The sequence below is a fragment of the Endozoicomonas sp. G2_2 genome (assembly GCF_017744135.1).
GTDB lineage: Bacteria > Pseudomonadota > Gammaproteobacteria > Nevskiales > Salinisphaeraceae > Salinisphaera.
On the sequence record NZ_JAGHQU010000001.1, the window covers coordinates 69555 to 95251 of the forward strand.

The 25697-nt window shown below is 64.4% G+C and carries 23 protein-coding genes; 15 read left to right on the forward strand and 8 right to left on the reverse strand.

What is annotated here, in order from left to right:
* Positions 1-143: 143 nt before the first annotated feature.
* From J7355_RS00330 to J7355_RS00360, 7 genes are all read left to right on the forward strand, one after another.
* Positions 144-1697, forward strand: a complete 1554-nt coding sequence (locus tag J7355_RS00330; protein ID WP_209058811.1) for a long-chain-fatty-acid--CoA ligase — start codon at positions 144-146, stop codon at positions 1695-1697.
* A gap of 146 nt (positions 1698-1843) precedes the next feature.
* Positions 1844-2992 (forward strand): C4-dicarboxylate TRAP transporter substrate-binding protein, encoded by a 1149-nt coding sequence (locus J7355_RS00335; protein WP_209058812.1) that lies wholly within the window; start codon positions 1844-1846, stop codon positions 2990-2992.
* A 68-nt stretch (positions 2993-3060) separates the two neighbouring features.
* Positions 3061-3999 carry an oxygenase MpaB family protein gene (locus tag J7355_RS00340; protein WP_209058813.1) on the forward strand — a complete coding sequence of 313 codons (939 nt, stop codon included), beginning with the start codon at positions 3061-3063 and terminating at the stop codon, positions 3997-3999.
* 145 nt (positions 4000-4144) lie between these two features.
* Complete coding sequence (locus J7355_RS00345) at positions 4145-5356, forward strand: acyl-CoA dehydrogenase family protein (protein WP_209058814.1); 1212 nt, start codon at positions 4145-4147, stop codon at positions 5354-5356.
* A gap of 27 nt (positions 5357-5383) precedes the next feature.
* On the forward strand, positions 5384-6520 hold the full coding sequence (locus J7355_RS00350; protein WP_209058815.1) for an acyl-CoA dehydrogenase family protein: 1137 nt from the start codon (positions 5384-5386) through the stop codon (positions 6518-6520).
* 286 nt (positions 6521-6806) lie between these two features.
* The gene (locus J7355_RS00355; RefSeq protein WP_209058816.1) at positions 6807-8294 is read left to right on the forward strand and encodes a SulP family inorganic anion transporter; all 1488 of its coding nucleotides are present in this window, start codon (positions 6807-6809) and stop codon (positions 8292-8294) included.
* Between the two features lie 33 nt (positions 8295-8327).
* A complete protein-coding gene (locus tag J7355_RS00360) occupies positions 8328-9185 on the forward strand; it encodes a universal stress protein (protein ID WP_209058819.1) in 858 nt (285 codons plus the stop codon).
* Between the two features lie 88 nt (positions 9186-9273).
* Here the strand turns inward: J7355_RS00360 and J7355_RS00365 are convergent, their stop codons facing one another.
* Positions 9274-10437, reverse strand: a complete 1164-nt coding sequence (locus J7355_RS00365; RefSeq protein ID WP_209058821.1) for a zinc-dependent alcohol dehydrogenase — start codon at positions 10435-10437, stop codon at positions 9274-9276.
* A 185-nt stretch (positions 10438-10622) separates the two neighbouring features.
* The gene (gene gfa / locus J7355_RS00370) at positions 10623-11189 is read right to left on the reverse strand and encodes an S-(hydroxymethyl)glutathione synthase (protein ID WP_209058823.1); all 567 of its coding nucleotides are present in this window, start codon (positions 11187-11189) and stop codon (positions 10623-10625) included.
* Positions 11190-11375: 186 nt separating this feature from the next.
* Here gfa and J7355_RS00375 point away from each other — a divergent pair, with 186 nt between their 5' ends.
* From J7355_RS00375 to J7355_RS00410, 8 genes are all read left to right on the forward strand, one after another.
* The gene (locus J7355_RS00375; RefSeq protein WP_209058825.1) at positions 11376-12560 is read left to right on the forward strand and encodes a M48 family metallopeptidase; all 1185 of its coding nucleotides are present in this window, start codon (positions 11376-11378) and stop codon (positions 12558-12560) included.
* A gap of 339 nt (positions 12561-12899) precedes the next feature.
* Positions 12900-14201 carry a porin gene (locus J7355_RS00380; RefSeq protein WP_209058827.1) on the forward strand — a complete coding sequence of 434 codons (1302 nt, stop codon included), beginning with the start codon at positions 12900-12902 and terminating at the stop codon, positions 14199-14201.
* A 166-nt stretch (positions 14202-14367) separates the two neighbouring features.
* Positions 14368-15360 (forward strand): SHOCT domain-containing protein, encoded by a 993-nt coding sequence (locus tag J7355_RS00385; protein ID WP_209058829.1) that lies wholly within the window; start codon positions 14368-14370, stop codon positions 15358-15360.
* A gap of 284 nt (positions 15361-15644) precedes the next feature.
* Positions 15645-17417, forward strand: coding sequence for a PQQ-dependent methanol/ethanol family dehydrogenase (locus J7355_RS00390; protein ID WP_209058831.1), 1773 nt, complete (start codon positions 15645-15647; stop codon positions 17415-17417).
* A 76-nt stretch (positions 17418-17493) separates the two neighbouring features.
* On the forward strand, positions 17494-17985 hold the full coding sequence (gene pedF / locus J7355_RS00395; protein WP_209058834.1) for a cytochrome c-550 PedF: 492 nt from the start codon (positions 17494-17496) through the stop codon (positions 17983-17985).
* Positions 17986-18026: 41 nt separating this feature from the next.
* Complete coding sequence (gene pedF, locus J7355_RS00400) at positions 18027-19424, forward strand: cytochrome c-550 PedF (RefSeq protein WP_209058835.1); 1398 nt, start codon at positions 18027-18029, stop codon at positions 19422-19424.
* Positions 19425-19445: 21 nt separating this feature from the next.
* Positions 19446-20225, forward strand: coding sequence for a quinoprotein dehydrogenase-associated SoxYZ-like carrier (locus tag J7355_RS00405; protein WP_209058838.1), 780 nt, complete (start codon positions 19446-19448; stop codon positions 20223-20225).
* Positions 20222-21175, forward strand: coding sequence for a quinoprotein relay system zinc metallohydrolase 1 (locus tag J7355_RS00410; RefSeq protein ID WP_209058842.1), 954 nt, complete (start codon positions 20222-20224; stop codon positions 21173-21175). The genes J7355_RS00405 and J7355_RS00410 overlap by 4 nt, the downstream gene beginning before the upstream one ends.
* Before the next feature lie 45 nt (positions 21176-21220).
* On the opposite strand, the gene J7355_RS00415 is transcribed toward J7355_RS00410, so the two are convergent.
* The 6 genes from J7355_RS00415 to J7355_RS00440 all read right to left on the reverse strand — a co-directional run bounded on the left by J7355_RS00415 (position 21221) and on the right by J7355_RS00440 (position 25593).
* Complete coding sequence (locus tag J7355_RS00415; RefSeq protein ID WP_209058844.1) at positions 21221-21946, reverse strand: hypothetical protein; 726 nt, start codon at positions 21944-21946, stop codon at positions 21221-21223.
* Positions 21947-21948: 2 nt separating this feature from the next.
* Positions 21949-22461 carry a hypothetical protein gene (locus J7355_RS00420; RefSeq protein ID WP_209058846.1) on the reverse strand — a complete coding sequence of 171 codons (513 nt, stop codon included), beginning with the start codon at positions 22459-22461 and terminating at the stop codon, positions 21949-21951.
* Between the two features lie 37 nt (positions 22462-22498).
* Positions 22499-23095: a hypothetical protein gene (locus tag J7355_RS00425; RefSeq protein WP_209058847.1), complete on the reverse strand. Its 597-nt coding sequence runs from the start codon at positions 23093-23095 to the stop codon at positions 22499-22501.
* Between the two features lie 19 nt (positions 23096-23114).
* A complete protein-coding gene (locus tag J7355_RS00430; RefSeq protein ID WP_209058848.1) occupies positions 23115-23858 on the reverse strand; it encodes a MotA/TolQ/ExbB proton channel family protein in 744 nt (247 codons plus the stop codon).
* 105 nt (positions 23859-23963) lie between these two features.
* The gene (locus J7355_RS00435) at positions 23964-25250 is read right to left on the reverse strand and encodes an NAD(P)/FAD-dependent oxidoreductase (RefSeq protein ID WP_209058849.1); all 1287 of its coding nucleotides are present in this window, start codon (positions 25248-25250) and stop codon (positions 23964-23966) included.
* Complete coding sequence (locus J7355_RS00440; protein ID WP_209058850.1) at positions 25240-25593, reverse strand: c-type cytochrome; 354 nt, start codon at positions 25591-25593, stop codon at positions 25240-25242. The genes J7355_RS00435 and J7355_RS00440 overlap by 11 nt, the downstream gene beginning before the upstream one ends.
* Positions 25594-25697: the final 104 nt, after the last annotated feature.

Below are 25697 nucleotides of genomic sequence, written 5' to 3' on the forward strand. Positions count from 1 at the left end.
GCGCGTCGCGCGCACGCGCCATCAAACTAGTCGGTTCCGACGATCAAACCCGAGGCACTCTGAACAATACTCGCAAATAGAAAAATTCGACGGCCTGCCCGGCGATACGACCCGCCGACAGGGGTTTTCTGGAGGAGCGCACCATGTATCTGACCCAACCGCTGCACAAGGCCAAACGCGAGCGCCCGGACGCCGAAGCCGTTGTATTCGGCGAGCGTCGTCACAGCTTTGCAGCGCATGTCGAGCGTGTCGCGCGTCTCGCCGGCGTGCTCCAGAACCTGGGCATGGGTACGGGGGATCGCGTCGGCATCCTGGCGCTGAACTCGGATCGCTATATCGAGTTCATCTTCGCGGCCCTCTGGGGCGGCGGCGTGTTCAACACCGTTAACATCCGCTGGAGCGCGCGCGAGGCCGTCTATTCACTGGACGACTGCGGTACAGGCATCCTGCTCGTCGACGATGCCTTCCTGTCGATGATCGAACCGATTCGCGCGCAGTCTGACGCGGTACACACGATCGTCTACATCGGCGAGAACGACTGCCCGGAAGGCGTGCTCGATTATCGCGAACTCATGGCTGAGGCGACGCCGGTCGAGGACGCGATGCGCGGCGACGACGATCTTGCGGCCATTCTCTATACCGGCGGCACCACCGGCGCCCCCAAGGGCGTGATGCTCAGCCACGCCAACCTCTACAGCTGTTCGCTCGGCGCGATCCTGCCCGACTGCCGGCGCGATCGCGTCGTGGCCCTGCATTCCGCGCCGTTCTTTCATGTCGCGGGTATCGGGCTGATTCTGCAGGTCGCGTTGCGTCAGGGCACCCAGATCGTGCTGCCCGGCTTCGACCCGTTGGCCGTGCTCGAAGGCATTGCGCGCGAACAGGTCGGCGAAACCTTTCTGGTGCCGACCATGCTGCGCGCCGTCCTCAATCATCCCCGCTTCAACGAGTTCGATCTGTCGTCGTTGCATACGATGCTCTACGGCGCTTCGCCGATCGACAACAGCCTGCTGCGGCTGGCGCTGGACAAGCTGCCGAAGGCCGAATTCCTGCAGCTCTACGGCATGACCGAGCTCTCACCGGTGGTGGCGTTTCTGCCGACCTGGTGCCATACCGATCCCGCCTACGCGGACAAGCTGTCTGCCGCGGGCATTCCCTCGCATATGGCCGAAATCCGGATCGTCGATCCGCTCGACGCGGAGGTCGCCCACGGCGAGGTGGGCGAGATCACCGTGCGCGGGCCGATGGTCATGCAGGGCTACTGGAATAAGCCCGAGCAGACCGAAGACGCGCTGCGCGGCGGCTGGATGCACACCGGCGACGCCGGCTATCTGGACGCGGACGGCTATGTGTTTCTGGTCGACCGCATCAAGGACATGGTGGTGACCGGCGGCGAGAACGTGTTCTCGGTGGAGGTCGAGGACGCGCTGCTGCGCCTGCCGGCGATCGCCCAGTGCGCCGTGATCGGCGTGCCCGACGAGACCTGGGGCGAGCGCGTGCATGCCGTGGTCGTGTTCAAGGAGGGCGAAAGCGCCGACGAGCAGGCGATCGTGGCCCATTGCAAGGAATGGATCGCCAATTACAAATGCCCGCGCAGCTTCGATTTCGTCGACGAACTGCCGCTGTCCGGCGCCGGCAAGATCCTCAAGTACAAGCTCAAGGAACCCTACTGGGCCGACAAGGGCCGGCGGATCGGCTAGCCGCCGACGGGTTCGGGTCAAATCGTCCGAACAGACGATGATCGCGGGGTCGCGAGCAGCAACGATGACCATGAGCCCAAAGGCCGTTTCGACAAACACGATAACAACCGCGGTTCGGCTGTCGCCGCTGCGATCCAGGAGATGACATGAACCGATTCCTGTCCACGTGTGCCGCTTCGCTCGCGCTTGTTGCGCTCACGGTTGCCCTGCCTGCCCAGGCGCGCAGCATTTCCTACGCGACGGGTTATCCGCCGAATTCGATCGGTTCCGATGCGGCGATGAAATACGCCAGCGCGCTCGAGAGGATTTCCGATGGCGATCTCAAGGCGAAGGTCTATTCGATGTCGCTGCTGAGCTTCAGCGAGGCCGCGCCCGGCATTCGCGACGGCATGGCCGATTCCGGCTTCGTTCTGTTCTCCTATTTTCCGGCCGAGTTTCCGAATACCAACCTGGTGTCGGAGCTGACCATGTTGCTGGAGCTCGACGATGTCGAGCCGAGCAAGGCGGGGCTGGCCTATGTCGGCGCGATGTCCGAATTCATCTTCCAGGATTGCCCGGAGTGCGTGCAGGAATTCGCCGCCCAGAACCAGGTATTCACCGGCGCCTCGGCGAGCGCGCCCTACATGCTGTTGTGCAACGACAAGGTCGTGAGCCAGTCCGGTATTCGCGGCAAGCGCGTGCGCAGCGCCGGCGCGCAGTGGGCCCGCTGGGCCGAAGCGGTGGGCGCGACGCCGGTGACCATTTCGGTGAGCGACGCCTATGAAGCGCTCAACCAGGGCGTACTCGACTGCTCGATCAGCTCCAGCGTGGATCTGGATATCTTCAAGCTCTCGGAAGTGGTGGCGCACGTGACGCCGGATGTGCCGGGCGGCGTGTTTGGCGGCACCGGTGTGAACAACGTCAACCGTGAAGTCTGGCAGAGCCTGAGCGAGAAACAGCGCAAGGATCTGCTGCATGCCTCGGCCGTACTCGGCGCCGAAATCAGCTGGGACTATCAGGCCGGCGCCACGAAGGAACTGGAGAATGCGCCGGATGAAGGCATCGCGGTTCACGCCGCCGATGCGAGCCTGCGCGAAGCGACTCAAGTGTTCATCGAGAAGGACGCCCAGACCATCGCCGACAACTACGCCAAGCGGCATGGCATCGAGCGCTCCAGCGAAATGGTCGAGACCTTCCGCGGCATCCTCTCGAAGTGGGTCGACCGGGTGGCCGATGTCGACAACGCCGACGATCTGGCCGAACTCTACTGGAACGAGATCTATTCCAAGGTCGATGTGAGCAGCTACGGCCTTTGATTCGGGTGGTGTCCGCCCGCAGTGCGGCGCGTGCCGCGGCGGGCGGACGATCACCGGGTGGCGACGCTATGCAAACCGTTTATGCGAGAAAATGGGGTGTGTGTCACAACCCCGACGTGCGGCGCGAAATCGCAGCGCTGGATGCGCAGCGCGATGTCCAGCGCATCGTGCACCTGATGGGCAGCTACGAGTTCTCCTGGGACATCAACCGCGCACTGGAAGTCGCGCTGTTCTACACCTACGGCAGCGAACCGGTCTCGAAGCTTCTGGATCGCACCGCCGAATTCGAAAAGCACGGCCAGAAGCGCTACGACGACACGGCGCTGTTGATCGGCCATTTCATAGAATCCGGCTGGGACGGCGACGTCGGGCGCCGCGCGATCGAGCGCATGAACCGCACCCACGCGCATTACCGCATTCACAACGACGAGTTTCTGTTCGTGCTCTGGTCGTTCATCGAGTTTCCGTTCCGCTGGACCGATCGGCACGGCCGCCGCCGAATGACGGCACACGAAAAACAGGCCTGGTTCAATTTCTGGTTCGAGATCGGCCGGCGGATGAATCTCGCCGCCATACCCGAAACGAAAGCGGCATTCGATGCGTTCATTCAACGCTACGAAGACAAGAACTTTGTCTACGCTGACAGCAGTGCACGGGTCAGCGACGCCACGGTACGCATCATGGAGAACTGGCTGCCCGCGTTCATGCGGCCCGCCGTCAAACCGATCGTTGCCTGCCTCATGCCCGCGCAGTTTCTCGATGCGGTCGGCTACAAGCGACCACCCGCCTGGCGCCGGCGTGCGGTGGAGACGGTGCTGCGCGTGGTCGGGCTGTTCAATCGTGTGTTCGCGTTCGGCGATTATCCCGGCGAAACCGTCAAGCGCCGCCAGCGAACCTATCCGTCGGGCTATTCCATAGAAGACATGCAGCCGGTCAATCTCACCGAGCGCGTCAGTCGACGAGCCAGGACCGCCAGCGAGTCATCGGCGACGGACGAGGCGCGCTGAACCGCCGAATCGTCGGGTTCGACGATGAACACGGCTTGGGACCGCGCCACACTGCGGAACCAGCCGCGCCGCTGTTTTCGGCGCGTTGGCCGGACAGGGCGGTGTGCGCTGTCTCGCTTGCCGGGCCTGCCGCGGAGTATTGGCGATGACCGAATCAGACAACCCGGACCTCACCGATTTTCGCCGTGACGTGCGTGATTTCATCGAACGCGCCGCCGACGACGAGATCCGCGAGGCCGGGCGCAAGACCACGAGTTTCTTCCCGCCGTTTGCGCCGACCATGCGCTGGCATCGTCTGCTGCACGCGCAGGGCTGGTCCGCGCCGTCATGGCCGCGCGAACACGGTGGGCCGGGTTGGTCGGTCGCGCAGCAGAAAGCCTTCGAGGAGGAATGCCGCGCGGCCCGGGTGCCGCCGCTGCTGCCGCAGGGGCTGTCCATGGTCGGCCCGGCGATCATGCGTTTCGGCACCGAGGCGCAGAAGGCCGCCCATCTGCCCGGCATTCTGTCGGGCGAGCATTTCTGGACCCAGGGCTATTCGGAGCCGAACGCGGGGTCGGACCTCGCCAGCCTGAGCTGCCGGGCCGAGCGCCGCGGCGATCACTACGTGATCAACGGCAGCAAGACCTGGACCACCTATGCCCACCACGCCGATCGCATGTTCCTGCTGGTACGCACCGAGGCCGGTGGCAAGCCGCAGCAGGGCATCAGCTTCTTTCTGCTCGACGATCTTGACCGGCCCGGGCTGACGATTCGCCCCATCATTGGCCTGGACGGGCTGCCCGAGCAGTGCGACGTGTTCTTCGACGACGTCGAGGTGCCGCTGGATAGCTGCCTGGGCGAAGAGAACGACGGCTGGAGCGTGGCCAAATACCTGCTCGAGCACGAACGCGGCGGCAGCTCCTCGTTCGCGGCCCATTTTCGTCAGGAACTGGCCTTCATTCGCCGCATCGCGGTTGAAACCGGCGACGGCTTCGGTGGCGTGCTCGCCGACGACCCGGTCTTCCAGCAGCGTTTTTCACAGCTCGCCCTGGACGTGGCGATGGTCGATGCCACCGAGGTGAAGTTCGCAGCACTCGACAAGGGCTCGCCCGAATCCGGGCCGATGAGTTCGATGATCAAGATCACCGCGATGGAGACGCTGCAGCGCATCAACGAACTGGCCATCGACACGGTCGGCACGCCGACGCTCACCCTGCAGATCGAAGCGCTGGTCGTAGGCAGCGACACGCCGCCTATCGGCTCGCCCGACACGCTCACGGCGATGCCGAAATATCTCAACAACCGCGCGGCCACCATCTTTGGCGGCAGCAGCGAAATCCAGCGCAACATCATCGCCAAGACCCTGCTCGCGCCCTGAGCGCGGCACGCTCTGCGGGAACGGACCATGTCATCACTTTCTGCCGAAATGCGCGCCATGCTCGACGACAGCGTCGACAAGTTTCTGCGCGACCACTACAGCTTCGATGCGCGCCGGGCGCAGGTCGAATCCGTGTCCGGATACGCGCCGGATCACTGGCAACAGTTCGCCGAACTCGGCTGGCTCGGCATCCCCTTTGCCGAAGACGACGGCGGGCTCGGCGGCACCGTCACCGACACGCTCGGGTTGATGCGGCGCTTCGGCCGCGCGCTCGTGGTCGAGCCCTATCTCGGCGTGGTCGGGCTGGCCGGGCAGGCCATTGCGAACAGCGCGAATACCGACCTAAAAGCGTCGCTGCTGCCGGGCCTGATCGCCGGCGAGATCCTGCCGGTATTGGCCTGGGAAGAAACGCGCTCGCGCGGCAATCCGGCTTATGTCGAAACGCGTGCCCAGCCAACGGCCGAGGGCTGGCAGATCGACGGCGAAAAGATCACCGTGCTGAACGCGCCGCAGGCCACGCATGTGGTCGTCTCGGCACGCAGCGCCGGGAACGCGGTCGACGACGACGGTATCGAGCTGTTCGTCGTGGCCGTGGACACGCCGGGCGTCACGGTCGAAGGGTTTGCGACCGTGGACGGCCATCGCGCGGGCCGAGTGTATTTCGACGCCGTTGCCGTGACGCCGGAACAGCGCTTGAATAACGACGGCGAGGGCGGTGTGCTTTTGGGGCGGGCCATCGACGCCGGCTGTCTCATGCTGGCGGCAGAAGCGATCGGGGCGATGGAGACGCTGCTCGACAAGACCATCGCCTATACCCAGACGCGCAAGCAGTTCGGCATGCCGATCGCGGGTTTTCAGGTGCTCCAGCATCGGATGGTCGATATGTATATCGCGTTGACCAACGCCGAGAACCTGTTCGAACAGACGGTCGCCGAGCACGGCGGTCAGGCGACAATGCCCGCGCCGGCTGCGGCCCTGCTCAAGGCGGGCATCAGCCAGTCGGCGCGATATATCGGTCAGCAGGCGATTCAGCTGCATGGCGGCATCGGCATGACCGACGAACTCGATGTCGGCCACTACTTCAAGCGCCTGACCGCACTGTCGCTGCTGTTCGGCGGCGTTGACACCCATCTCAAGCGCTACTGGCGAGCCACGGCTGCCTGAGGGCGGTTCGCCCGGGCGCCCGGGCGTTCGTTCTGTTAGTATCCGCGCGCTCGAAAGGCCGGCCTCGGCACAGGCGGTGTCGCACGGCAGGCCGGAACGCAACCGAGCGCAGCCGCGCCTGTCGCATTCGCGACCGCCATGCCGCGATCCCCGCGGGTTCTGGCCCGGCGCTTGCTCTCCGAAACGACTACTCCGGTGTCTGATGTAACAGGCGCCATCGACACGTTCGCTGCGCGGGCCAGGCCGGCTCGCGTGGCGGCGTATCGTTCAGCAGGCACGAGAGACGATGATCCAATCGATACGACAGACCTGGTTTTCCAACATCCGCGCCGACGTGCTCGCCGGTACGGTGGTGGCCCTGGCACTGATTCCGGAGGCGATCGCCTTCTCGATCATCGCCGGGGTGGACCCGAAGGTGGGGCTCTATGCCTCCTTCTGTATCTGCGTGGTGATTGCCTTCGCAGGCGGGCGACCGGGCATGATCTCGGCCGCCACCGGCGCCATGGCGCTGTTGATGACCACGCTGGTAGCCGAACATGGGCTGCAGTACCTGCTCGCCGCGACCCTGCTCACCGGCGTGCTGCAGATATTCGCCGGTGTGCTGCGCCTGGGCGAGTTAATGCGCTTCGTATCCCGATCCGTGGTCACCGGCTTCGTCAACGCATTGGCGATCCTGATCTTCATGGCCCAGCTGCCCGAGCTCACCGACGTGACCTGGCATGTCTATGCCATGACGGCGGCGGGGCTCGGCATCATCTATCTGTTTCCCTATGTGCCGGTGATCGGGCGCATGCTGCCCTCGCCGCTGATCTGCATTCTGGTGCTCACGGGCGTCTATATGGCGTCGGGGCTGAGCATCAACACGGTCGGCGACATGGGCGAACTGCCGGATACGCTGCCGGTATTCCTGTGGCCGGAAGTGCCGCTGAATCTGGAAACGCTGAAGATCATCCTGCCGTATTCGATCATGCTGACCGTGGTCGGCCTGATGGAATCGATGATGACGGCGACTATTGTCGATGACCTGACCGACACCAACAGCGACAAGAACCGCGAATGCCGCGGCCAGGGCATCGCCAACCTCAGCGCCGGCCTGCTTGGCGGCATGGCGGGTTGCGGCATGATTGGCCAGTCGGTGATCAACATCAAATCCGGCGGGCGTACGCGGCTTTCCACGCTCTGTGCGGGCGTGGTGCTGCTGATCATGGTGGTGTTCCTGTCCGACTGGGTGTCGCGTATTCCCATGGCCGCGCTGGTGGCGGTGATGATCATGGTCTCGATCGGCACCTTCAGCTGGGAGTCGCTGCGCGATATGCGCAAGCATCCCTTGAGCACGAATATCGTGATGGTCACGGTGGTCGTGGTGGTGGTCGCCACCCACAATCTCGCCATCGGCGTGTTCGTCGGCGTGCTGCTGTCGTCGCTGTTCTTTGCCAATAAGGTCGGCCGGCTGCTCTATATCGGCAGTACGGAAAGCACTGACGGGCGCGGGCGCGAATACGAAGTGGTCGGCCAGGTGTTCTTCACCTCGGCCGAGAAATTCGTGGCCGGCTTCGATTTCAAGGAAGCGCTGGATCATGTGCGGATCGACCTGCGCCGGGCCCACTTCTGGGACATCACCGCAGTGGGTGCGCTCGACAAGGTGGTGCTGAAATTCCGGCGTGAAGGCGCCGAGGTCGATATCGTGGGCCTCAACGAGGCCAGCGCGACGCTGGTCGATCGTATCGCCGTGCACGACAAGCCGGATGCCGAGAAGCTGCTCGGCGGCCACTAGAAACAAGACAGAACGACAGATCGAGGAGATTTCATGAGCGAGCGCCATGTCACCGCCTGTATCGACGGTTCGGCCTATTCGCAGGCGGTATGCGACGCGGCCGCCTGGGCGAGCCTGCGCCTGGATATCGGCCTGACCTTCGTGCACGTCATCGACAAGGCCGGCCGGGCGGCGGAATCCGACGTCAGCGGCCAGATCGGCCTGGGTTCGCGCGAGCATCTGCTGGCCGAACTCGCCCAGCTCGACGAACAGCGCGCGCGTATAGACCGCGAACAGGGCCGGCTGATGCTGGATGCCGCCTGCGAACGCGCCGCGGCCGACGGCGTGGCCAACGCCATGTCACGCCAGCGCCACGGCGCGCTTGCCGAAACGCTTGTAGAAATGGAGCCTCAGACTCGATTGCTTGTGCTCGGCAAGCGCGGCGAGACGGCCGACACCGCGCACGAACATCTGGGTTCGAATCTCGAGCGAGTGATCCGCTCGCTGCATTGCCCGATCCTGATCACACCGCCGGACTTCACCGCGCCGCAACGGATCGTCGTGTCCTTCGACGGCAGTCGCACGGCACGGGCGATGATCGAACGCATCGCCAACAGCCCGCTGTTCGACGGTGTGGAATGCCATCTAGTGTTTGTCGGCGAGGCGAGCGCTGACTGTCGCAAGAAGCTCGACGAGGCTAAGGCCGCGCTGGAAGGCGTCTGTGCCAGCGTGACCATCGCGATTCTGGAAGGCGAGGTGGAATCCAGCCTGCGCGCCTACAAGCAGTCGCACGCCATCGACATGCTGGTCATGGGCGCCTATGGCCATTCGCGGATTCGCCACCTGTTGGTGGGCAGCACCACCACCGAGATGATCCGGCGCGCCGGCATGCCGGTGCTGATCCTGCGCTAGGGTCGGTAGCGCACGCATGAAAAAGGGGGCGATTTCTCGCCCCCTTTTTTATCGGCCGTTCACACCGACGTTTGGCTTGGCGCCCCGATTACGGCGTCATCACCACCTTGATGCAGCCATCCTGCTTGGCATTGAAGTTGGCGTAGGCCTCGGGGGCCTCAGTCAGCTTGTGCCGATGGGTGATGATGAAGGACGGATCGATCAGGCCCTGCTCGACGGTGTTGAGCAGCGGCTTGAGATAACCCTGCATATGGGTCTGGCCGCCCTTGACCGACAGCGACTTGTTCATCAGCGCGTTGATGGCAAAGCCGTCCACCTTGTCGGTATACACGCCGGGCAGCGACAGCCGGCCACCCTTGCGCACGGACATGATCATCTCGTTGACCGCATGCGGGTGGTTGTCTTCGCTGGAATCGGCACTGCGACGCTCGTATTCCGGATCGCCCTGGCCGTGCGCCTCGGCGCCGACACAGTCGATGCCGCAATCCGGGCCGCGCCCGCCGGTCATCTCCATGAGTTTTTCGTAGACGTTTTCCTTCTCGAAGTTGATCACTTCGGCGCCGGCTTTTTCGTTGGCCAGCTTCAGGCGTTCCGGCACGCGATCGATCGCGATCACGCGGCCCGCGCCCATCATCCAGGCGCTGCGAATGGCGAACTGGCCGACCGGGCCGCAGCCCCAGATGGCAACCGTGTCGCCGGCTTCCATGTCGCACTGGTCGACAGCCTGATAGCCGGTCGGATAGATGTCGGACAGGAACAGCAGCTGATCGTCACGCAGGTCGGATTCGACCTTGATCGGGCCGACGTCGGCATAGGGCACGCGCACGTATTCGGCCTGGCCGCCCGGAATGCCGCCGAGCAGATGCGAATAACCGAACAGCGCGGCCGGCGAATGGCCCATGAGTTCGGCGGCCTGGTCGGCGTTCGGGTTGGACTCGTCGCACAGCGAGTACAGATGCTTGTTGCAGAAGAAGCAGCTGCCGCAGGAGATGGTGAACGGCACCACCACGCGATCGCCCTTCTTGAGGTTGTTCACGGCCGAGCCGGTTTCCACGACCTCGCCCATGAACTCGTGGCCGAGCACGTCGCCTTCCTGCATGCCGGCCATCAGGCCGTTGTACAGATGCAGGTCCGAACCGCAGATTGCGGTGGCGGTGATCTTGATGATGGCGTCGCGATCCTGCTGGATGGTGGGATCGTCGACGTTGTCGACACGCACGTCGTGGGTGCCGTGCCAGGTCAATGCTTTCATGAAGTGCTCGCAGTATTCGGATGGTTTCCTACGAGCACCATGCCCACCCGGCATGTGCAGGGAAATGCGGAATAACCCTGAAGACTAGAGCGGCAAAAGACCTTTGCGGCGAAGGCGCGCCGGCTTCTGCATGTGGCGTGATACCCGGCCGAGCAGGGTGCCCGGCCGGGTTCGGAACGTTCGCGCTAGAGGACGCCTTTCTGTTTCGCGGTGTGGGTCGCGATCACGTCCATCAGGGTTGGCGACAGGCAGTCGTAGGGTTCCAGGCCCTGGTCGTGCAGATGGCGGCGAATCTCGCCCATCTTGTCGGGGTTGGTGCCGGACTCGATGATCGACGACACGAAGGCGGCGAACTGCGGCGGCTCCCAGCCGTCCTCGTCGGAGAGTTCGGTATGGATGAAATCCAGCCCGTGGAAGGGGTGGTTGCTGTCCTCGATACGGCCGTACATGTGGGCGCCGCATTCGCTGCAGGCATGACGCTTGATGGCCGCCGATTCGTTCACGACCTTGAGCCGGTCCTCATTCTGGGTGACCTTCACGCTGTCGCGCGGCACCACGGCGATCTGCGCAAACATCGCGCCTTCCGGTTTCCAGCACATGGTGCAGCCGCAGACATGGTTGTGCGCGCACTGGGACGATACGCTGACCTCGACCGGGTTGCTGCTGCATTTGCAGCGCAGGGTGCCGCCGGAGAAGTTGTCGGCGGCCGGCGTCATGCCCTTGTCCACGGAGGGATGTATCGTGATGCTCATGCGTTCTCCTCGCTTTGCTCTGGGTTTGTCTTTTTTCGGACGTCGATTCGGCAACCGGGCTGATCGCCGGTCTGCAATCAACACTACGCCGCTAGTGGGACACGTCAAATATGACCTTGGGATTGCATCGGGATGCGTCGCGCCGCGTGGCGGCCATGTCGCAGCGTTTGCAAAAGACATGGGGTCATGACGATGGAAAGCGTGACGTTGACCGGCATCGTGGCCGGCTGGCTCCTCCTGGGGCTCATCTTCGAGGCCGTGCCGTGCCTGCGCCAATGGCAGCATCTCGCCCGCCGCCGGTCAGGCGCGTCCAATACGCGACAAACTGTCTACGGTCAGCGGCGCGCGTTGTTTCAGTGGCTGGGTTCCCTCGAGAGCGTGGCGCGTGTCGGGCTCTGGCTGGGCGGCGGCGCACTCGTGGCGTTGCATTCCGTGCTGGCGACGGGCGGCGCGGCCGGCGTGCTCGGGTTCGTCGTGAGCTTCGCGCTGGTGGATCAGCTGTTACGGGAAATCCTGCCCTGGGCACGCTGGTGGTTTGTCGAGCGCGCCTGTGGCATGTCGCGAAGCGGACCGGTCACGCTGGCCGGCGACAGTGTGCGCCGGCTCGTTCTCAATGGCGTGATCGCAGTCCTCGCGGCTGCCTGGGTGCTCTGGCCGTTCGCGGTATGGCCGTTCGTCCTTGCATGGCCGGCGAGTGGTCTGCTGATGATCGCGGGCGTGGCGATCCTGTTCTGGGCGCGCCCGAACCTCATCGATCCGCTGTTTCAGCGTTTCAAGCCGCTCGAGGCTGGCGAGTTGCGCACGCGTCTCGAGGCGATGATGCAGCGTTGTGGCTCCCGCCTCGATGACGTGCTCGTGGTGGACAGTTCCCGTCGTTCCCAGATGGCCAACGCCTATTTCACCGGCCTCGGCCGGAGCAAGCGCGTCGTGCTGTTCGACACCTTGATCGCACATCTGTCGCCGGCCGAGCTGGAAGCGGTGATGGCCCACGAGCTCGGTCATTATCGTTGTGGTCATCTGCAACGTTTCTATGGCGCCCAGGCGGCGCTGTTACTGGCCGGATACCTTGGCCTGGGGGCACTGGCTGCCGGCCTGGGCGTGGCTGGCTCGCCGGTGTTTTTGGGCGTGGCCGCGTATGTGCTGCTGCCCGCGTTCGCCTGGCCGCTACGACCCTGGCAGTCGGCCGTCCGGCGTCGCTATGAATACGAGGCGGACGCGTATGCGGCCCACCACGCCGAACGTGCTGCGCTGGTGTCGGCGCTGGAGAAACTGCTGGCCAACAACTTGAACGCGCCGACCATGGACCGTTGGTATGCCGCCGTTTTCGCAACCCATCCGCCCGGAGCGCGCCGCCTGCAGCAATTGCGTTAGAAGACTGATTTTGCTGCAGGCTGTCGGTGCCCATGCTGCACCCTGAAACTGACTGTATCGAAAGCGGCACGCTGTCTCGCACAAACGCCACGCGGCTGATTCTTTTCCGTTACAGCGGGGCCATCCGACCCCGGATTATTTCCCGATTTATCGCGGTTTTATCGACAAAAGCCGCTATGGCATAGCGTTTGCAATTTTAAACGGCAAGCCGGCGCTCGTGCGAACGTCGGCAGTACGCGGCGGTGCCCGCCAGGGGCGTGTCGACGTCTCGCATACAAGAGACGCGCCGAGCCTGCGGAACAGCCGAATAATAACGACAAACAATGAGGGGAGATACCCATGCGTTTGAGAAAACTGGCGCTTTCAGCGGCGGGATCCATGGCGTTGATCGGCGCGATGCCTGCAGCACAGGCCATCGACATGGAAGCCGGGGACTGGACCTTCTCGGTCAACGGCAACGTCAACGCGAACTATGTCTATTCGTCCTGCGACACCGGTGCGCCGATCAGCTTCGGCGGGGCCATCGCAGGCACTGTCGTCGGGGCCTGCAACATCAACGGCCCGATCGACGACGACGTGTCCTCGGTGCGTACCGGTCTGCTGCCGGCGGCGCTGGTTTTCACCGCCGCAACGCAGCAGAACGGCTGGGACATCTCCGGCACCTTCGGTCTTTATCCTGGCATCGTGACCAACGATGACGCCGGGGGCGGCGGCGGATCGCCGAACCTCGCGCCCGGCAATAATGTTGGCTTGGGTTCGACCAGTCTCGATATCCGTCAGGTGTTCCTGAAGTTCGGCAACGCCGACTTCGGTACCGTCAAGGCGGGTCGCGACTTCGGCCTTTTCGGTTACGACGCCATCATCAACGACATGACCATCCCGGCGGTCGGCGTGGGCACCCTCGCGGTCGGCTCCCCGGGCAACACCACGCTCGGCTCGATCGGCTTCGGCTACATCTATACCGACACGCTCAGCCAGATTAACTACACCACGCCGGACATGGGTGGTTTCACCGCCACGGCCGGCGTGTTCCAGACGATCGATTCATTGAGCTCGCCCTCAACGGTAGGCGTCGGTGAAAGCCTGCCCGGCTTCCATGGCCAGTTGCGTTATGAATGGGACGGGGCGTTCGTGTCCTTGAACGCGGTAACGCTTGAGGTCGATGGCAATGATGTAGATACCGATGGCGATGGCGTGATCGACGCCGGCACCCAGATTGTCGACGACGAGCGCGTCTACGGTGTGGATCTGAACTACAAGCAGAATCTCGGCGCGATCGATTTCCTGATCTCGGGTTACTACACCGAAGGCCTGGGCTCTGTAGCTTATCTGTTCGACTCGTTCGACGGGCAGGGTGACAAGCGTGATTCCTACGGTGGTCTGGCGCAGGTCACGTATACGGCCGGCAAGAACAAGTTCGGCTTGAACTATGGTGTCTCCTATCTCGACCAGACTGACTTCGACGAGACCAATGTCCCGGATCTGTTCGAGTCCAACCAGAAGGTCACGGCAGGCTACTACTACAGCCTGACGCCGAACCTGACGCTCACGGCCGAGTATTCCTATGCGGAATCGCAGAACCATCAGGACGACGAGTACGACGCCAACAACGTCAACGTTGGTGCCTTCTTCGCCTTCTAGGCGGGCCCATCCGTAATCATTACGGATACGTGCAGGGCCGGGCAGTGCGGACTGTCCGGCCTTTTTGTTGGCCGGCGGGTGACGGCCTGTGCCGGCCGGCATAGTATTCATGACGGGTTATGACCCGACAATAAACGCCGAATAAATTGCGAGACAGGGAGGAGCGATGCGATATCAACGAGTGCTCGGTGCGCTGGCGGTGGCTGCCATAACGGCCGGCTGTAGCGGCCTGCCGGCGGCCCCGCGTTCGGCCGGCGACGGGGCGCCGCCCGCCTATGTGAACGTCGTGAATACCGAGGAGATGCTGGTCCAGCTCGTGCCGCAGGATAACGGCGCGACCCGGCGCAACGACCATCCGGCCGCTTTTGAACCGGCACAGCTCGCGGCGCTGCTGATGTCGCTGCGGGTACGCGCAGAAGATGACGCTTCGGCCGCCACGCTGTCCTCGCCCTCGCGTCTGGAGGGCCTCGGCGCGGCGATCTCCAAGGCCATGGTCCGAGCGAGCCCGCAGCAGGATGTCGCGTTCGTGATCTATCGGCGCGCACAGAACGGCCTGTTCTCCGGAAGCTCGCGTTACGCGACGTCCGGCCGCGCGTTCTATCAGGGCGACACCCTCAACCTGATTTTCGGCGAGTTCGACCAGGCGTTCAGCGAGTTTCGCGATCTTTCGATCAACAAGTTCAAGTACGGCACGCGCGCCGAGCCCGCCCGTGTTGGCGGCGAGCGGCTGGTGGCCAGCGAGGCCTGGCAGTGGCACGAGGGTCGCCGCGACTGGATCGAGATGAGTGCTACCGCGCAGGCCATCGAGGCGGCACGCCAGGCGGCCCCGCGCGTGATCGAATCCAGCGCCAGCAGCTCGGCCAAGCCGTTGCAGTACGGCCCGGCCGCAGGCAGCGCCGCAACCGGCGGGCCTGCACCGGCGACAGCTGAACAGGCGCCGGCTTCGCCGGCCGCTGATGCGTCTGCTTCGCCGGCGCCCGATGCGGCGGCACGCGCGTCGTCGAGCATGGCGGCAGGCGTCTCGGGTGCCGGCGCGGCCCAGGGCTGGACGCGCATCGAGGATCGACTCACCCAGCTCAAGCGGCTGCGCGAGAAGAACCTGATCAGTGAGCAGGACTATCAGTCCAAGAAGGACGAACTGCTCAGTCAGCTGCCGTGACCAGCCGACAGTCGGTGTGACACTCTGTCATGAGTTCGTGACACATCGACGGTGATCGCGAAAAGGCGGTGAGGCAATACAGCCTCATCGCCTTTTATTTTGCGCGATCATTTTCTATCTGTCCGGTATAAGTTTAATAAAAACAGATAGCTATTACCGCTCTAGCGTCGTCAGTCGTGGTTCGTGGCGGCCGTTCGAGCGCTGGCATCCTTCTTGCGACCGTCGCTTTCAAGCCCACAGGAGAGGCTTGGGGGCGAATAAGAAATCCAAGGCAGGAGGAGACGATGAAAACCATTACCGCACGCGGATGGCGAAGCGGGCTGCTGGGCCTCGGCGCACTGGCGCTGTTGAGCTCGGGCGCCGCGACCGCGGCCGGCGTCAGCTGGGACGATATCAAGAACGACCAGCAATCCACCGACAACGTGCTGCACAACGGCATGGGCACCCAGACCCAGCGCTACAGCCCGTTGAAGGAACTCAACACCGAGAACGTTAAGCATCTGTATCCGGCGTGGTCGTTCTCCTTCGGTGGCGAGAAGCAGCGCGGCCAGGAATCCCAGCCGCTCATCTACGACGGCAAGATGTTCGTCACCGGCTCCTACTCGCGAGCCTGGGCGATCGACGTCAAGACCGGCGAAGAAATCTGGCAGTACGAGCAGCGTCTGCCGGAAGGCATCATGCCGTGTTGCGACGTGGTCAATCGTGGCGGCGCGCTCTACGACAACCTGTTCATCTTCGGCACGCTCGACGCCAAGCTGGTCGCGCTCGACCAGGAAACCGGCGACGTGGTCTGGAGCGAGAAGATCGCCGACTACAAGGAAGGTTATTCCTATACCGCCGCGCCGCTGATCGTGAACGACATGGTGGTTACCGGCGTGTCAGGCGGCGAGTTCGGCGTGCTGGGGCGCGTGGAGGCCCGCGACGCCAAGACCGGCGAAATGATCTGGAGTCGGCCCACTGTCGAAGGCAACATGGGCTACGTCTGGAAGGACGGCAAGAAGTCCGAGAACGGCATCAGCGGCACGCGCAATGCGACCTGGCCGGGCGACATGTACAAGCAGGGTGGCGCAGCGACCTGGCTGGGCGGCACCTATGATCCGGACACCAACCTGATCTACTTCGGGGCCGGCAACCCGGCGCCGTGGAATGCGCATACTCGTCCGGGCGACAACCTGTTCTCGTCGTCGATCATCGCGATCAAGCCCGAGACCGGCAAGATCTCCTGGCACTATCAGAAGACCCCGCACGACGCCTGGGACTATGACGGCGTGAACATGTGCGTGCCGTTCGACGCAGAAGGCGGCAAGTACTGCGCCTCGGCCGATCGCAACGGCTTCTTCTATGTCCTCGATCGCACCAACGGCAAGCTCAAGCAGGCCAAGCCGTTCGTGTCCAAGGTCAACTGGGCCGAGAAGATCGACATGAAGACCGGCAAGCCGGTCGAAACCGGCAACCGTCCGGGCGATCCGTCCAAGACCGACGGCAAGAAGGGCGACTCCGTGTTCGTAACCCCCTCTTTCCTTGGGGCGAAGAACTGGATGCCGATGTCCTACAACCCGAACACGGGGCTGTTCTACGTGCCCACAAACGAATGGGGCATGGATATCTGGAACGAGCCGATCACCTACAAGGCCGGTGCGGCCTACCTGGGTGCCGGTTTCAACATCCAGCCGCTGTACGACGACTATATCGGCGCGGTCCGCGCGGTCGACCCGATGACCGGCGAGATCAAGTGGGAAGCCAAGAACAACGCGCCGCTGTGGAGCGGCACGATGACCACCGCCGGCAACCTCGTGTTCTACGGGACGCCGGAAGGCTTCCTGAAGGCGGTCGACGCCCGTACGGGCGAGGAACTGTGGAAGTTCCAGACCGGCTCCGGCGTGGTGGGTCAGCCGATCACCTGGATGCAGGACGGCAGCCAGTACGTGGCCGTGACCTCGGGCTGGGGTGGCGCCGTGCCGTTGTGGGGCGGTGAAGTCGCCAAGCGCGTCAAGTTCCTCAACCAGGGTGGCAGTGTCTGGGTCTTCAAGATTCCGGACGCACTGGCCAGCAAGTAAGCAAGGCCCGATACAAGGCCGCTGCGGCGGGGCCGGTCCCGGCCCCGCCGTTTTCTCTACAGGACCGCACAAGACAATGAACCGCACTTCATATTTTTCGGGCAGCGCCATCGCCATCGCAACGGCCCTGGCATGTGTGCTGCCGACCGTTTCCGGAACGGCGTTCGCGCACGGTGACGTCGTTCCCCAGGCCGTGGATACCGAGGGCCTCAAGGCGCTACCGGAAGGCGAATGGCTCGACGAGAACCCGTATCGCGGCAACAAGCAGGCGATCGAGATCGGCAGCTCGGCCTATGGTCAGAACTGCGCCCGCTGCCACGGCCTGGACGCCGTCTCCGGCGGCATTGCGCCGGACCTGCGTGAGCTCGGGCCGGAATACGACGACTATTTCATCGGCAAGGTGCGTGGCGGGGTGCAGCGCAATGGCATGACCTACATGCCCGCTTTCGAAGGCACGCTCAGCCAGGAAGCCATGTGGGCGATTCGTTCGTATATCGACAAACGCCACTACGAATATAACGACAAGGATCTCGCAAAGCTCTATGAACAGGCCGAAGACGGCAGCTGAGCCAGGAGCTCGCGCAGGCGAGATCGCAGGAGGAGAGGATGATGACAACAATTGCGCGCATGGCCGCTGCGGTGCTGGCGGCGGGCGTTCTGATCGCGCCAAACGCCTACGCCGCGGCCGGCGGCGAGGCCGGTAACGTCGATACCAGCGCGTTGCCGGAGATCGAGGACGGCAACTGGCTCGACGAAAACCCGTACCGCGGCTCGAAAAAGGCGATGGAATTGGGCAAGGCCGCCTACGACGGCAACTGCGCCCGCTGCCACGGTATCGACATGATCTCCGGCGGTATCGCCCCGGATCTGCGCGAGCTCGGACCCGAGTACGACGAATACTTCATCAACCATGTGCGCAATGGCGTGCAGCGCAACGGCATGACCTACATGCCGGCCTTCGAGGGCGTGCTCGACCAGCAGACGATGTGGGCCATTCGGTCCTATGTCGATCGGCGCCATTACGAATACAAGGACAAGAATCTCGACGAGCTGTACGAACAGTGGGATCAGGGCGAGCCCGCCGACGAGGCCGCCGCCAACCCGGCGCCGGCAGCGGCCGCAACGCCAGCGGTCGCGCGCGGCAACGAAGCCGCCCGTGCACGCCGCGTCGCCGACGACGACATGCCCGATCGGCTCGAGCAGATCCGCGAGAGCGGCAGCATCGAAGTCGCGGTCTACGACAAGTTTCCGCCCTGGTCCTACAAGCCCGACGATGGCGCATTCACCGGTATCGACGTCGAAATCGGCAGGGCGCTTGCCGAGCGCCTGGACGTGGGTTTCAACCTGCGAACCTTCATCGCCGACGAGACCATGGGCGACGATATTCGCAACCAGGTCTGGAAAGGGCATTACATGGGCGGCGGCACGGCCGATGCCATGCTGCATGTCGGCATGGCGCCCGAATTCCAGCAGGAGAACGACCAGGCGTCGTTCATCGCGGCGTACTACAACGAGACCATGGGCTTTGCCTACGATGCCGAACGCCTGGGCGGCGATGTCGAAAGCCCGCTCGCGCTCAGGGGCAAGCCGATCGGCGTGGGGCTGGACACCCTGGGCGACTACTTCCTCACCTCCGCCTATCGCGGTCAGCTGCGCAACGATGTCGTGCACTTCAACTCGGTGCCGCAAGCCATGCAGGCGCTCAATGCGGGCGAGGTGGCCGCAGTGATGGCGCCGGTGGGCGAACTCGCCGGCGCAGCCCGGATGCTGCAGGAGAAGAACGTCACCCTGCGCACCGTGGAACTCGGCGGCATGTACCAGACCAACTGGGATGTGGGCGTCGCGATCAAGGCCAGCAACCCGGAACTCGCCGAGGCCATAAGCGAGGCCATGCAGCAGATGCGCGACGATGGCACTATCGAAGCCATCTTCGAAAACTACGGCGTCGAATGGCGGCCGCCGCTGAAGACCGATGATGTCGACAGCGCCGAGGCGACGCACGCCTAGCGCGGCGGGGCGGAAATCGTAATGCGAGCATTGTCTTTGATCGCGGGCGTGGTGTTCGCCGCGTTGCTGGTCCAGTCCGCGGTCGTCGCGGCCGCCGCGGTGCCGGACGACCCGCTGGCTTCCTCCCAGTGGCGCTACATGGCGCGCAAGTATTTTCGGGATGCGCCGGTCGTGTTCGACGAGCGTGTGCAGGTGATTGCACCCGACTACGCGGAAGACTCTCTCAATACGCCGGTGCAGGTGAGCGCGCCCGAGCTCGAGGGCGTCGAACAGGTGCTCGTGTTCGCCGACATGAGCCCGATCACGAAAGTGCTCGATTATTACCCGATCAAGGCCCGGCCCTCGATCGGCTTCAGCTTCAAGGTGCAGCAGGCCACGCCGATTCGCGCGGCGATGCGTACCGCCGACGGCACCTGGCATGTCGGCGGAACCTGGGTGGATGCCCAGGGCGGCGGCTGCACTGCGCCCAGCGTGGCCAGCGCCAACCCGATATGGGAGACGCGGCTGGGCGAGACGGAGGCCCGCGTCTGGCCGCGTGCGAACGGCGAGTCGCGGCTCAAGTTCCGGGTCGTGCATCCCATGGATACGGGGCTGGCGGCCGGCATTCCGGAGTTCTTCATCACCGAAGTGGCCATTCGCGATGCCGATGGCGAGACTCTGGCCCGGGTCGAGCCGTACGAACCCGTCTCCGAAAACCCGGTCATCACCCTTGATCTCGACGTCCGCGGCCCGCTCACGCTGGCCGGGCGCGACAACAACGGCAACCGCTTCGAGGCATCCGTGGCGCCGTCCGGATCATGAGCCGGTTTCGGATGCGGCACGGGCTGGCCCTCGTGCTGGGGCTGCTGGCAAGCGCCGGTGCGATGGGCCAGGCTGACTACTACGATCTGGCGCCGAGGCAGGTCGCGGCGAACACCTACGTCCTGCTGGGGGCGCAGGAAAACTTCAGCTTCGAGAATCACGGCGCAATTTCCAACACCGGTTTCATCGTCACCGACGACGGTGTGGTGGTCATCGATACGGGCCCGTCGCGGCTTTACGGTGAAGCCATGCGCGCCGCGATAGCGGATGTCACCGATCAGCCCGTAGTCCAGGTCTATATCACCCACGCGCATCCGGATCATTTTCTCGGCAGCAATGCGTTCGAGGACGTGCCGATCGCGGCACTCCCACAGACCACCGAGGCGATACGCGAGATCGGGACGGACCTCGCGAGCAATCTCTACAATCTCGTGGGCTCGGCCATGCGTGGCACCACGGCCGTCGTGCCGACGGCCAAGGCCGATACCGAGCATCGTGTCGCGTTCGGCGCCCACGAGCTGGAACTGATCGCGGCCCGCGGTCACACCGCGGGCGATCTGATGGTCTTCGATCACAGTACGGGCGTGCTGTTTGCCGGCGATATCGCCTTTCACGGTCGTGCGCCGACCACACCGAACGCCGACATCGCGGCCTGGCATGAAACCCTGGCTGCGACGCAGCAACGCGACTTCAAGACGCTGGTGCCCGGTCATGGTCCGGTCGTGGAGGGTGGCGAGGCACTGGCCCAGACGGCCGATTACCTGACCTGGCTGGTCCAGGGGTTCGAACAGGCGGCGGCCCGGGGCGCCAGCGCCGCCGAGGTCATGTTCATGCCGTTGCCCGACCGCTGGGCCGCACTGGCCGTCGAGCCGGGCGAATACCGGCGCTCGGTGTCGCATCTGTACCCGGCGATCGAGCGGGCCGCTCTGGAAGGCGACGACACGCCCTAGACAGCCGCTACCGGGCCACGGGGCCCTGACGAGTAGGCCAGGGCGTCAGTGCCCCGGTGCGCGCGTGAGCTTCATGGTGATATGCCCCCCGGTGATGAAACGTTTCTCGCTGGTCAGCCGTTCGTCACGTTCCAGCCGGGCGAGCCCTACGCCCGGGCAGTACCATTCGCGCTGCTCGATGGGTACATCCGACGGGGCAAAGCCCACCCCGGAGCCGAGATGAAAAGTCACCGCCCCGACCACCAGCAGGCAGTCGTCGAAGCGTCCGGCGGGCACGATGACGGTCACGTCATCGGACTCGATCCGGTACTCCAGCGTGATGGTGTTTTCCGGTGCGTGTTCGCTGATGAACGTCGTGGCTCGGTCGAGCAGATAGGCATGGGCCGGCTCCCGCCAGGTCGCGCCGACCTCGGCCGGCAGCGGCAGTATCTTGGTGGGCGGCTGATCCATGATCGGCGTGTGCCGCGCGACCGATTTCATCGCCACCCGGTAATAGCCGTCGTCGCGCTGCGCCACGTAATAGCGCGCCCCGTTCTCGTTGCGGCGGATGGCGACATCGTCCTCGCCGGCGAAATAGCTGCGCTCGACGTTTTCCATGATGCGGGTGCTGCGTACCGGCTCGCTGCCCTTGCGCCGGGTCTCCACGCTGTACTGCCAGCGCAGGCCCGGTTCGAGCGGATAAAGGGATTGCGCGTCCGGCTGGGCGTCACAACCGCCGAGTGCGGCAAGCGCGAGCGCCAGAGGCAGGCCGGGCATGAGAAAGCGATACACGGTCATTTCTCCGGCAGGCTGGGTTCGGGCAACTCGCGCAGCTCGATGTTCTGGTGATCGGGCGCGAAGGTGCCGGCCTCGGTGTCCACCCGATCGCCGTCGCTGCGGCTGGCCGTGCCCATCTGGAGTTCCCCGTTACGCATCGCATCGCGGGCACGCTGCAGCTTGGTATGCATGCCGCGATCGTAGGGCAGGGTGAAGGCACGCGGTACGCCGGTGGGCTCGTCGTCGACGATCGGCGTCACCCAGAGATAGATTCGGCCGGGCGCGCCCTGGGTGTCGTCGGGTTCGATCACCGATGAGGCGTTGAGCAGGAAATGGTGCGGCAGCGTCATGCGCGCCGGCCAGCCGCGCAGATCCTGCAGCGAATGCCAGGTGACGAAATACAGCGCGCTCACCAGCACGATGCAGCCCAGACGCACCCACAGCGGCCAGCCGCTGCGGATATTGAGCGCGAGCACCAGCACGCCGAGCGCCACGTAAGCGCCGCCGAGCAACCAGAGGGTCTGTGTCATCGCCTGTCCTCGCTGTGTCGTCTGTTCTTGTGATGCGTCATCGCACGATCGACTTTTCGAGCGTGTTGACGTTGGTGACCGCGCCGTCCGGATTCACCGTGAAGCGCACGGCGGTGTGCTCCTCGCCGGGGTAGTCGAGCGCGATCTGGTCCTTGAAAACGATCTGCAGGCGCGGATTCACGCGGCTGACCGTAACGTCGGCCGTTATCGGGCGGCCCGTCTCAGAGGCGTAGTACTGCAGATTCACGATGTATTCGCCCGGCGCCCGCCCGCGGATGGTGACGATCTCCTGATTGAGTTCGTTGGTGATGCGGGCGCCGTCGACGATCATCTCGTCATTGATCAGGCCGCGGTCGTCGCGGTCGAGATTCATCAGCCCGGCTTCCGGGTTCAGATACCAGACCTTGTCGCCACCCGGGCCTTCCACCCACAGGTCGACGTCGTCCGGGCGGCCCGACTCCCAGGTCGCGGTGATGATGTATTCCGCCTTGGCCGGAATCTCGCCGGTCTTTGCCGGCGGGTTCAAGAAGAACACCGCGATCAGGAACATGAAGGTGAAGCCCAGCAGCGCGTTGAACAACAGATCCGTGAACGGATCGCTGTCGCTCTGGCGGCGTTTGCGGCGAAAGGCCATGCGCGAGCGGCGCCCAGTATCAGCCGAGACGCTGGCGCTGGGCGAAGATCACGATACGCGCCTGCAGGCGGTCTGCGGCGCGATCGAGCAGCAGGTAGTGCAGGCTCAGGATCATGCTCGTGGTCAGGCCTACGAGCGTGGTGTAGAGCGCCACACGCATGCCCTGACTCATGCCGACCAGCAGCTGTTGAATCGCGGCGACGTCGAAGGACTGTGCGCTGTCCACGGTCGCCAGCATCACGATGAAGCCGATCACGGTACCCAGCAGGCCGAGCTTGATCAGCGCGCCGCAGATGAACCAGCCCAGCTCGTGTGCGCCCGACAGGCGCTCGCCCAGCACGTCGACGAGTGTGTCCGGCGGCTCGGCGCCGCGGTGCGAATAGAAATGCAGCAGCGAGGCGAGATAGGCGCCGGCCGCGCTGTCCGGCTGCGCCTGTCCGCCCACCGCCAGCTGGCCGTTGCGGGCCAGAGCGAGCGTCTGGCCGTCGTCCACGCCGGTCGCAATCGTTTCGAAGCGCGCGGTCTCGCGCGAGATCCAGGCGCTGCGAATCCCGCAGTACCCCCAGGTCACAACGAAAATGAGACTGATGAGCAGGCTCACACGGGTCACGTCGCCGTTGAGCAGGGTCGTCACGACGTTGTACTGCTGCGCGACCCACACCGCGAACACGAGCACGCCGGTGATGATCAGCCACTGCTGGAACGTGTGCCCCGAGGCCGCGCCCGGTTGGGCCGCCTTGAAGCGGGTCAGCGATACCGCCATGAGTTGTCCTCCGCACCGCGGTGCCGTCGGGGCGCCCGCGTTGTTCTTCTTCTTGTTTCTCATGTCGCGACTTCTCGTCGGTCGCGATCATCAATAATGCGCAAATCAGCCGAAGCTGTCTCGCACGATGTTGTGGTACCACGAACGCGCATAGTCGGCTTCGGCCTCGCGCGTCGGCGCGTGGGCAGCCAGTTCAGAGATGCCGCCGGCGTTCTGGATCGCGGCAATCGTGTCGCCGTTGAGCGTGTAGACCTCGGTCACGCTAATACCGTAATCCGGCGCGATCAGGCTGTAGCAGGCGTTGATCATGCGTGTATCCGCGACCGGTTCGCCGGCCAGTTCGCGCGCAATCGCATGGGCACAGATCTTGGCCTGCATGTTCGCGGCATAGGCGGATTTGGGCATCGGCTCGGCATGCGTTGCATCGCCAATCACGTGCACCCCTTCGTGATCCGGTACCGAGAAATCGTGCGGTGCGACCGTCACCCAGCCGGCGGCGTCGGTGAGCCCGGCATCGTGGGCCAGCCGGCCGGCACGCTGCGGCGGTATGATGTTGAGCACATCGGCGCGGTACTCGTCGCCGCCCGTGGTGCGTACGCGCCGGCTTTTCGCGTCCACCTCGACCACGCGCGCACCGTCGCGCCGGCCGCCGCGCCACTGCACGCGCTCGCCGTATCGTGCGCCCCAGCCGGTGCGAAACAGCGGTTCCTTGGAAAAATGATCCTTGGCGTCGAGCAGCAGTACTTGCGCGTTCGGCTTGTGTTGCGACAGGAAATGCGCGATCAGGCTTGCACGCTCGTAGGGGCCGGGCGGGCAGCGATAGGGATTGTCCGGCACCGAGATCACCACGCGGCCGTCGTCCGGCATGGCGCGCAGCTGATCGCGCAGGGTACGCAGCTGGGTTTCGCCGCCGGGCCAGGCATGGGGAATCCGATCGACATGCTGCGGGCCGTAGCCGTCGATGGCCTGCCAGTCGAAGTCGATACCCGGCGCGATCACCAGTCGGTCGCCGTCGATACGGCGCCCGTCGGTCAGATGTATGCGATGGGCGTGGGGATCGACGCCCTCGATATCGGCATGCACAACCTTTATGCCCGCCGCACTCAGGCCTTCGTGGTCTTGGGTGATGGCCGACATCGGGTTCATGCCCGCCACCACCGTGTTGCAGAACGGCCCGGTCACGAACCGCGATTGGCGGTCGACGAGTGTGATGCGCACATCGGGCGCGAAGGCGCGCAGGGCCAGCGCACAGGTGGCACCGGCAAAGCCGCCGCCGGCAATCACCACCTGGGGCGGGGTAACGCTTCGGCCACGTACCGGCAGGCCGAGCGTGCCGAGCGCCGCCGCACCCGCCAGCCCGCGCAGAACCCGGCGCCGATCGCTACGGTGCATGGCGGTGTTCGTCCTCGGCGCTGTCGCGCGCCGCGAAGTATTCGGCAAGCGCCGCGATCTGGGCATCGTCGTAGGCGGGCGCGATGCGGTTCATGATCGTACCTTCGCCGTTCCGGAACGCGTGCATGCGTTCGATAAACGTCTGCGGTTGCAGCCCGGCCAGCGAGGGGACGGCGCCCTGCGACCGGCCGTCCGGGCCGTGGCAGCCGGTACAGGCGCCGGCGAGGTCCGCGCCGGTGGGTGCCGCGGCATGGACCAATCCCGACGTCGCGCCAAAAGCGAGGCCCAGGGCGAGGCCGGTCGTGACCAGCGTTGTCGCCACACCGATTGCGCGATATCTCATGGTCCACAAGCTACGCCGACGCCGGAGGGCGGGCAAGTCGGCTGACGTGCAGATGCTGCGCTTTGCAGGCATGCCCGTGCTCAGAGCCTCCCGGGCTGTTGTGC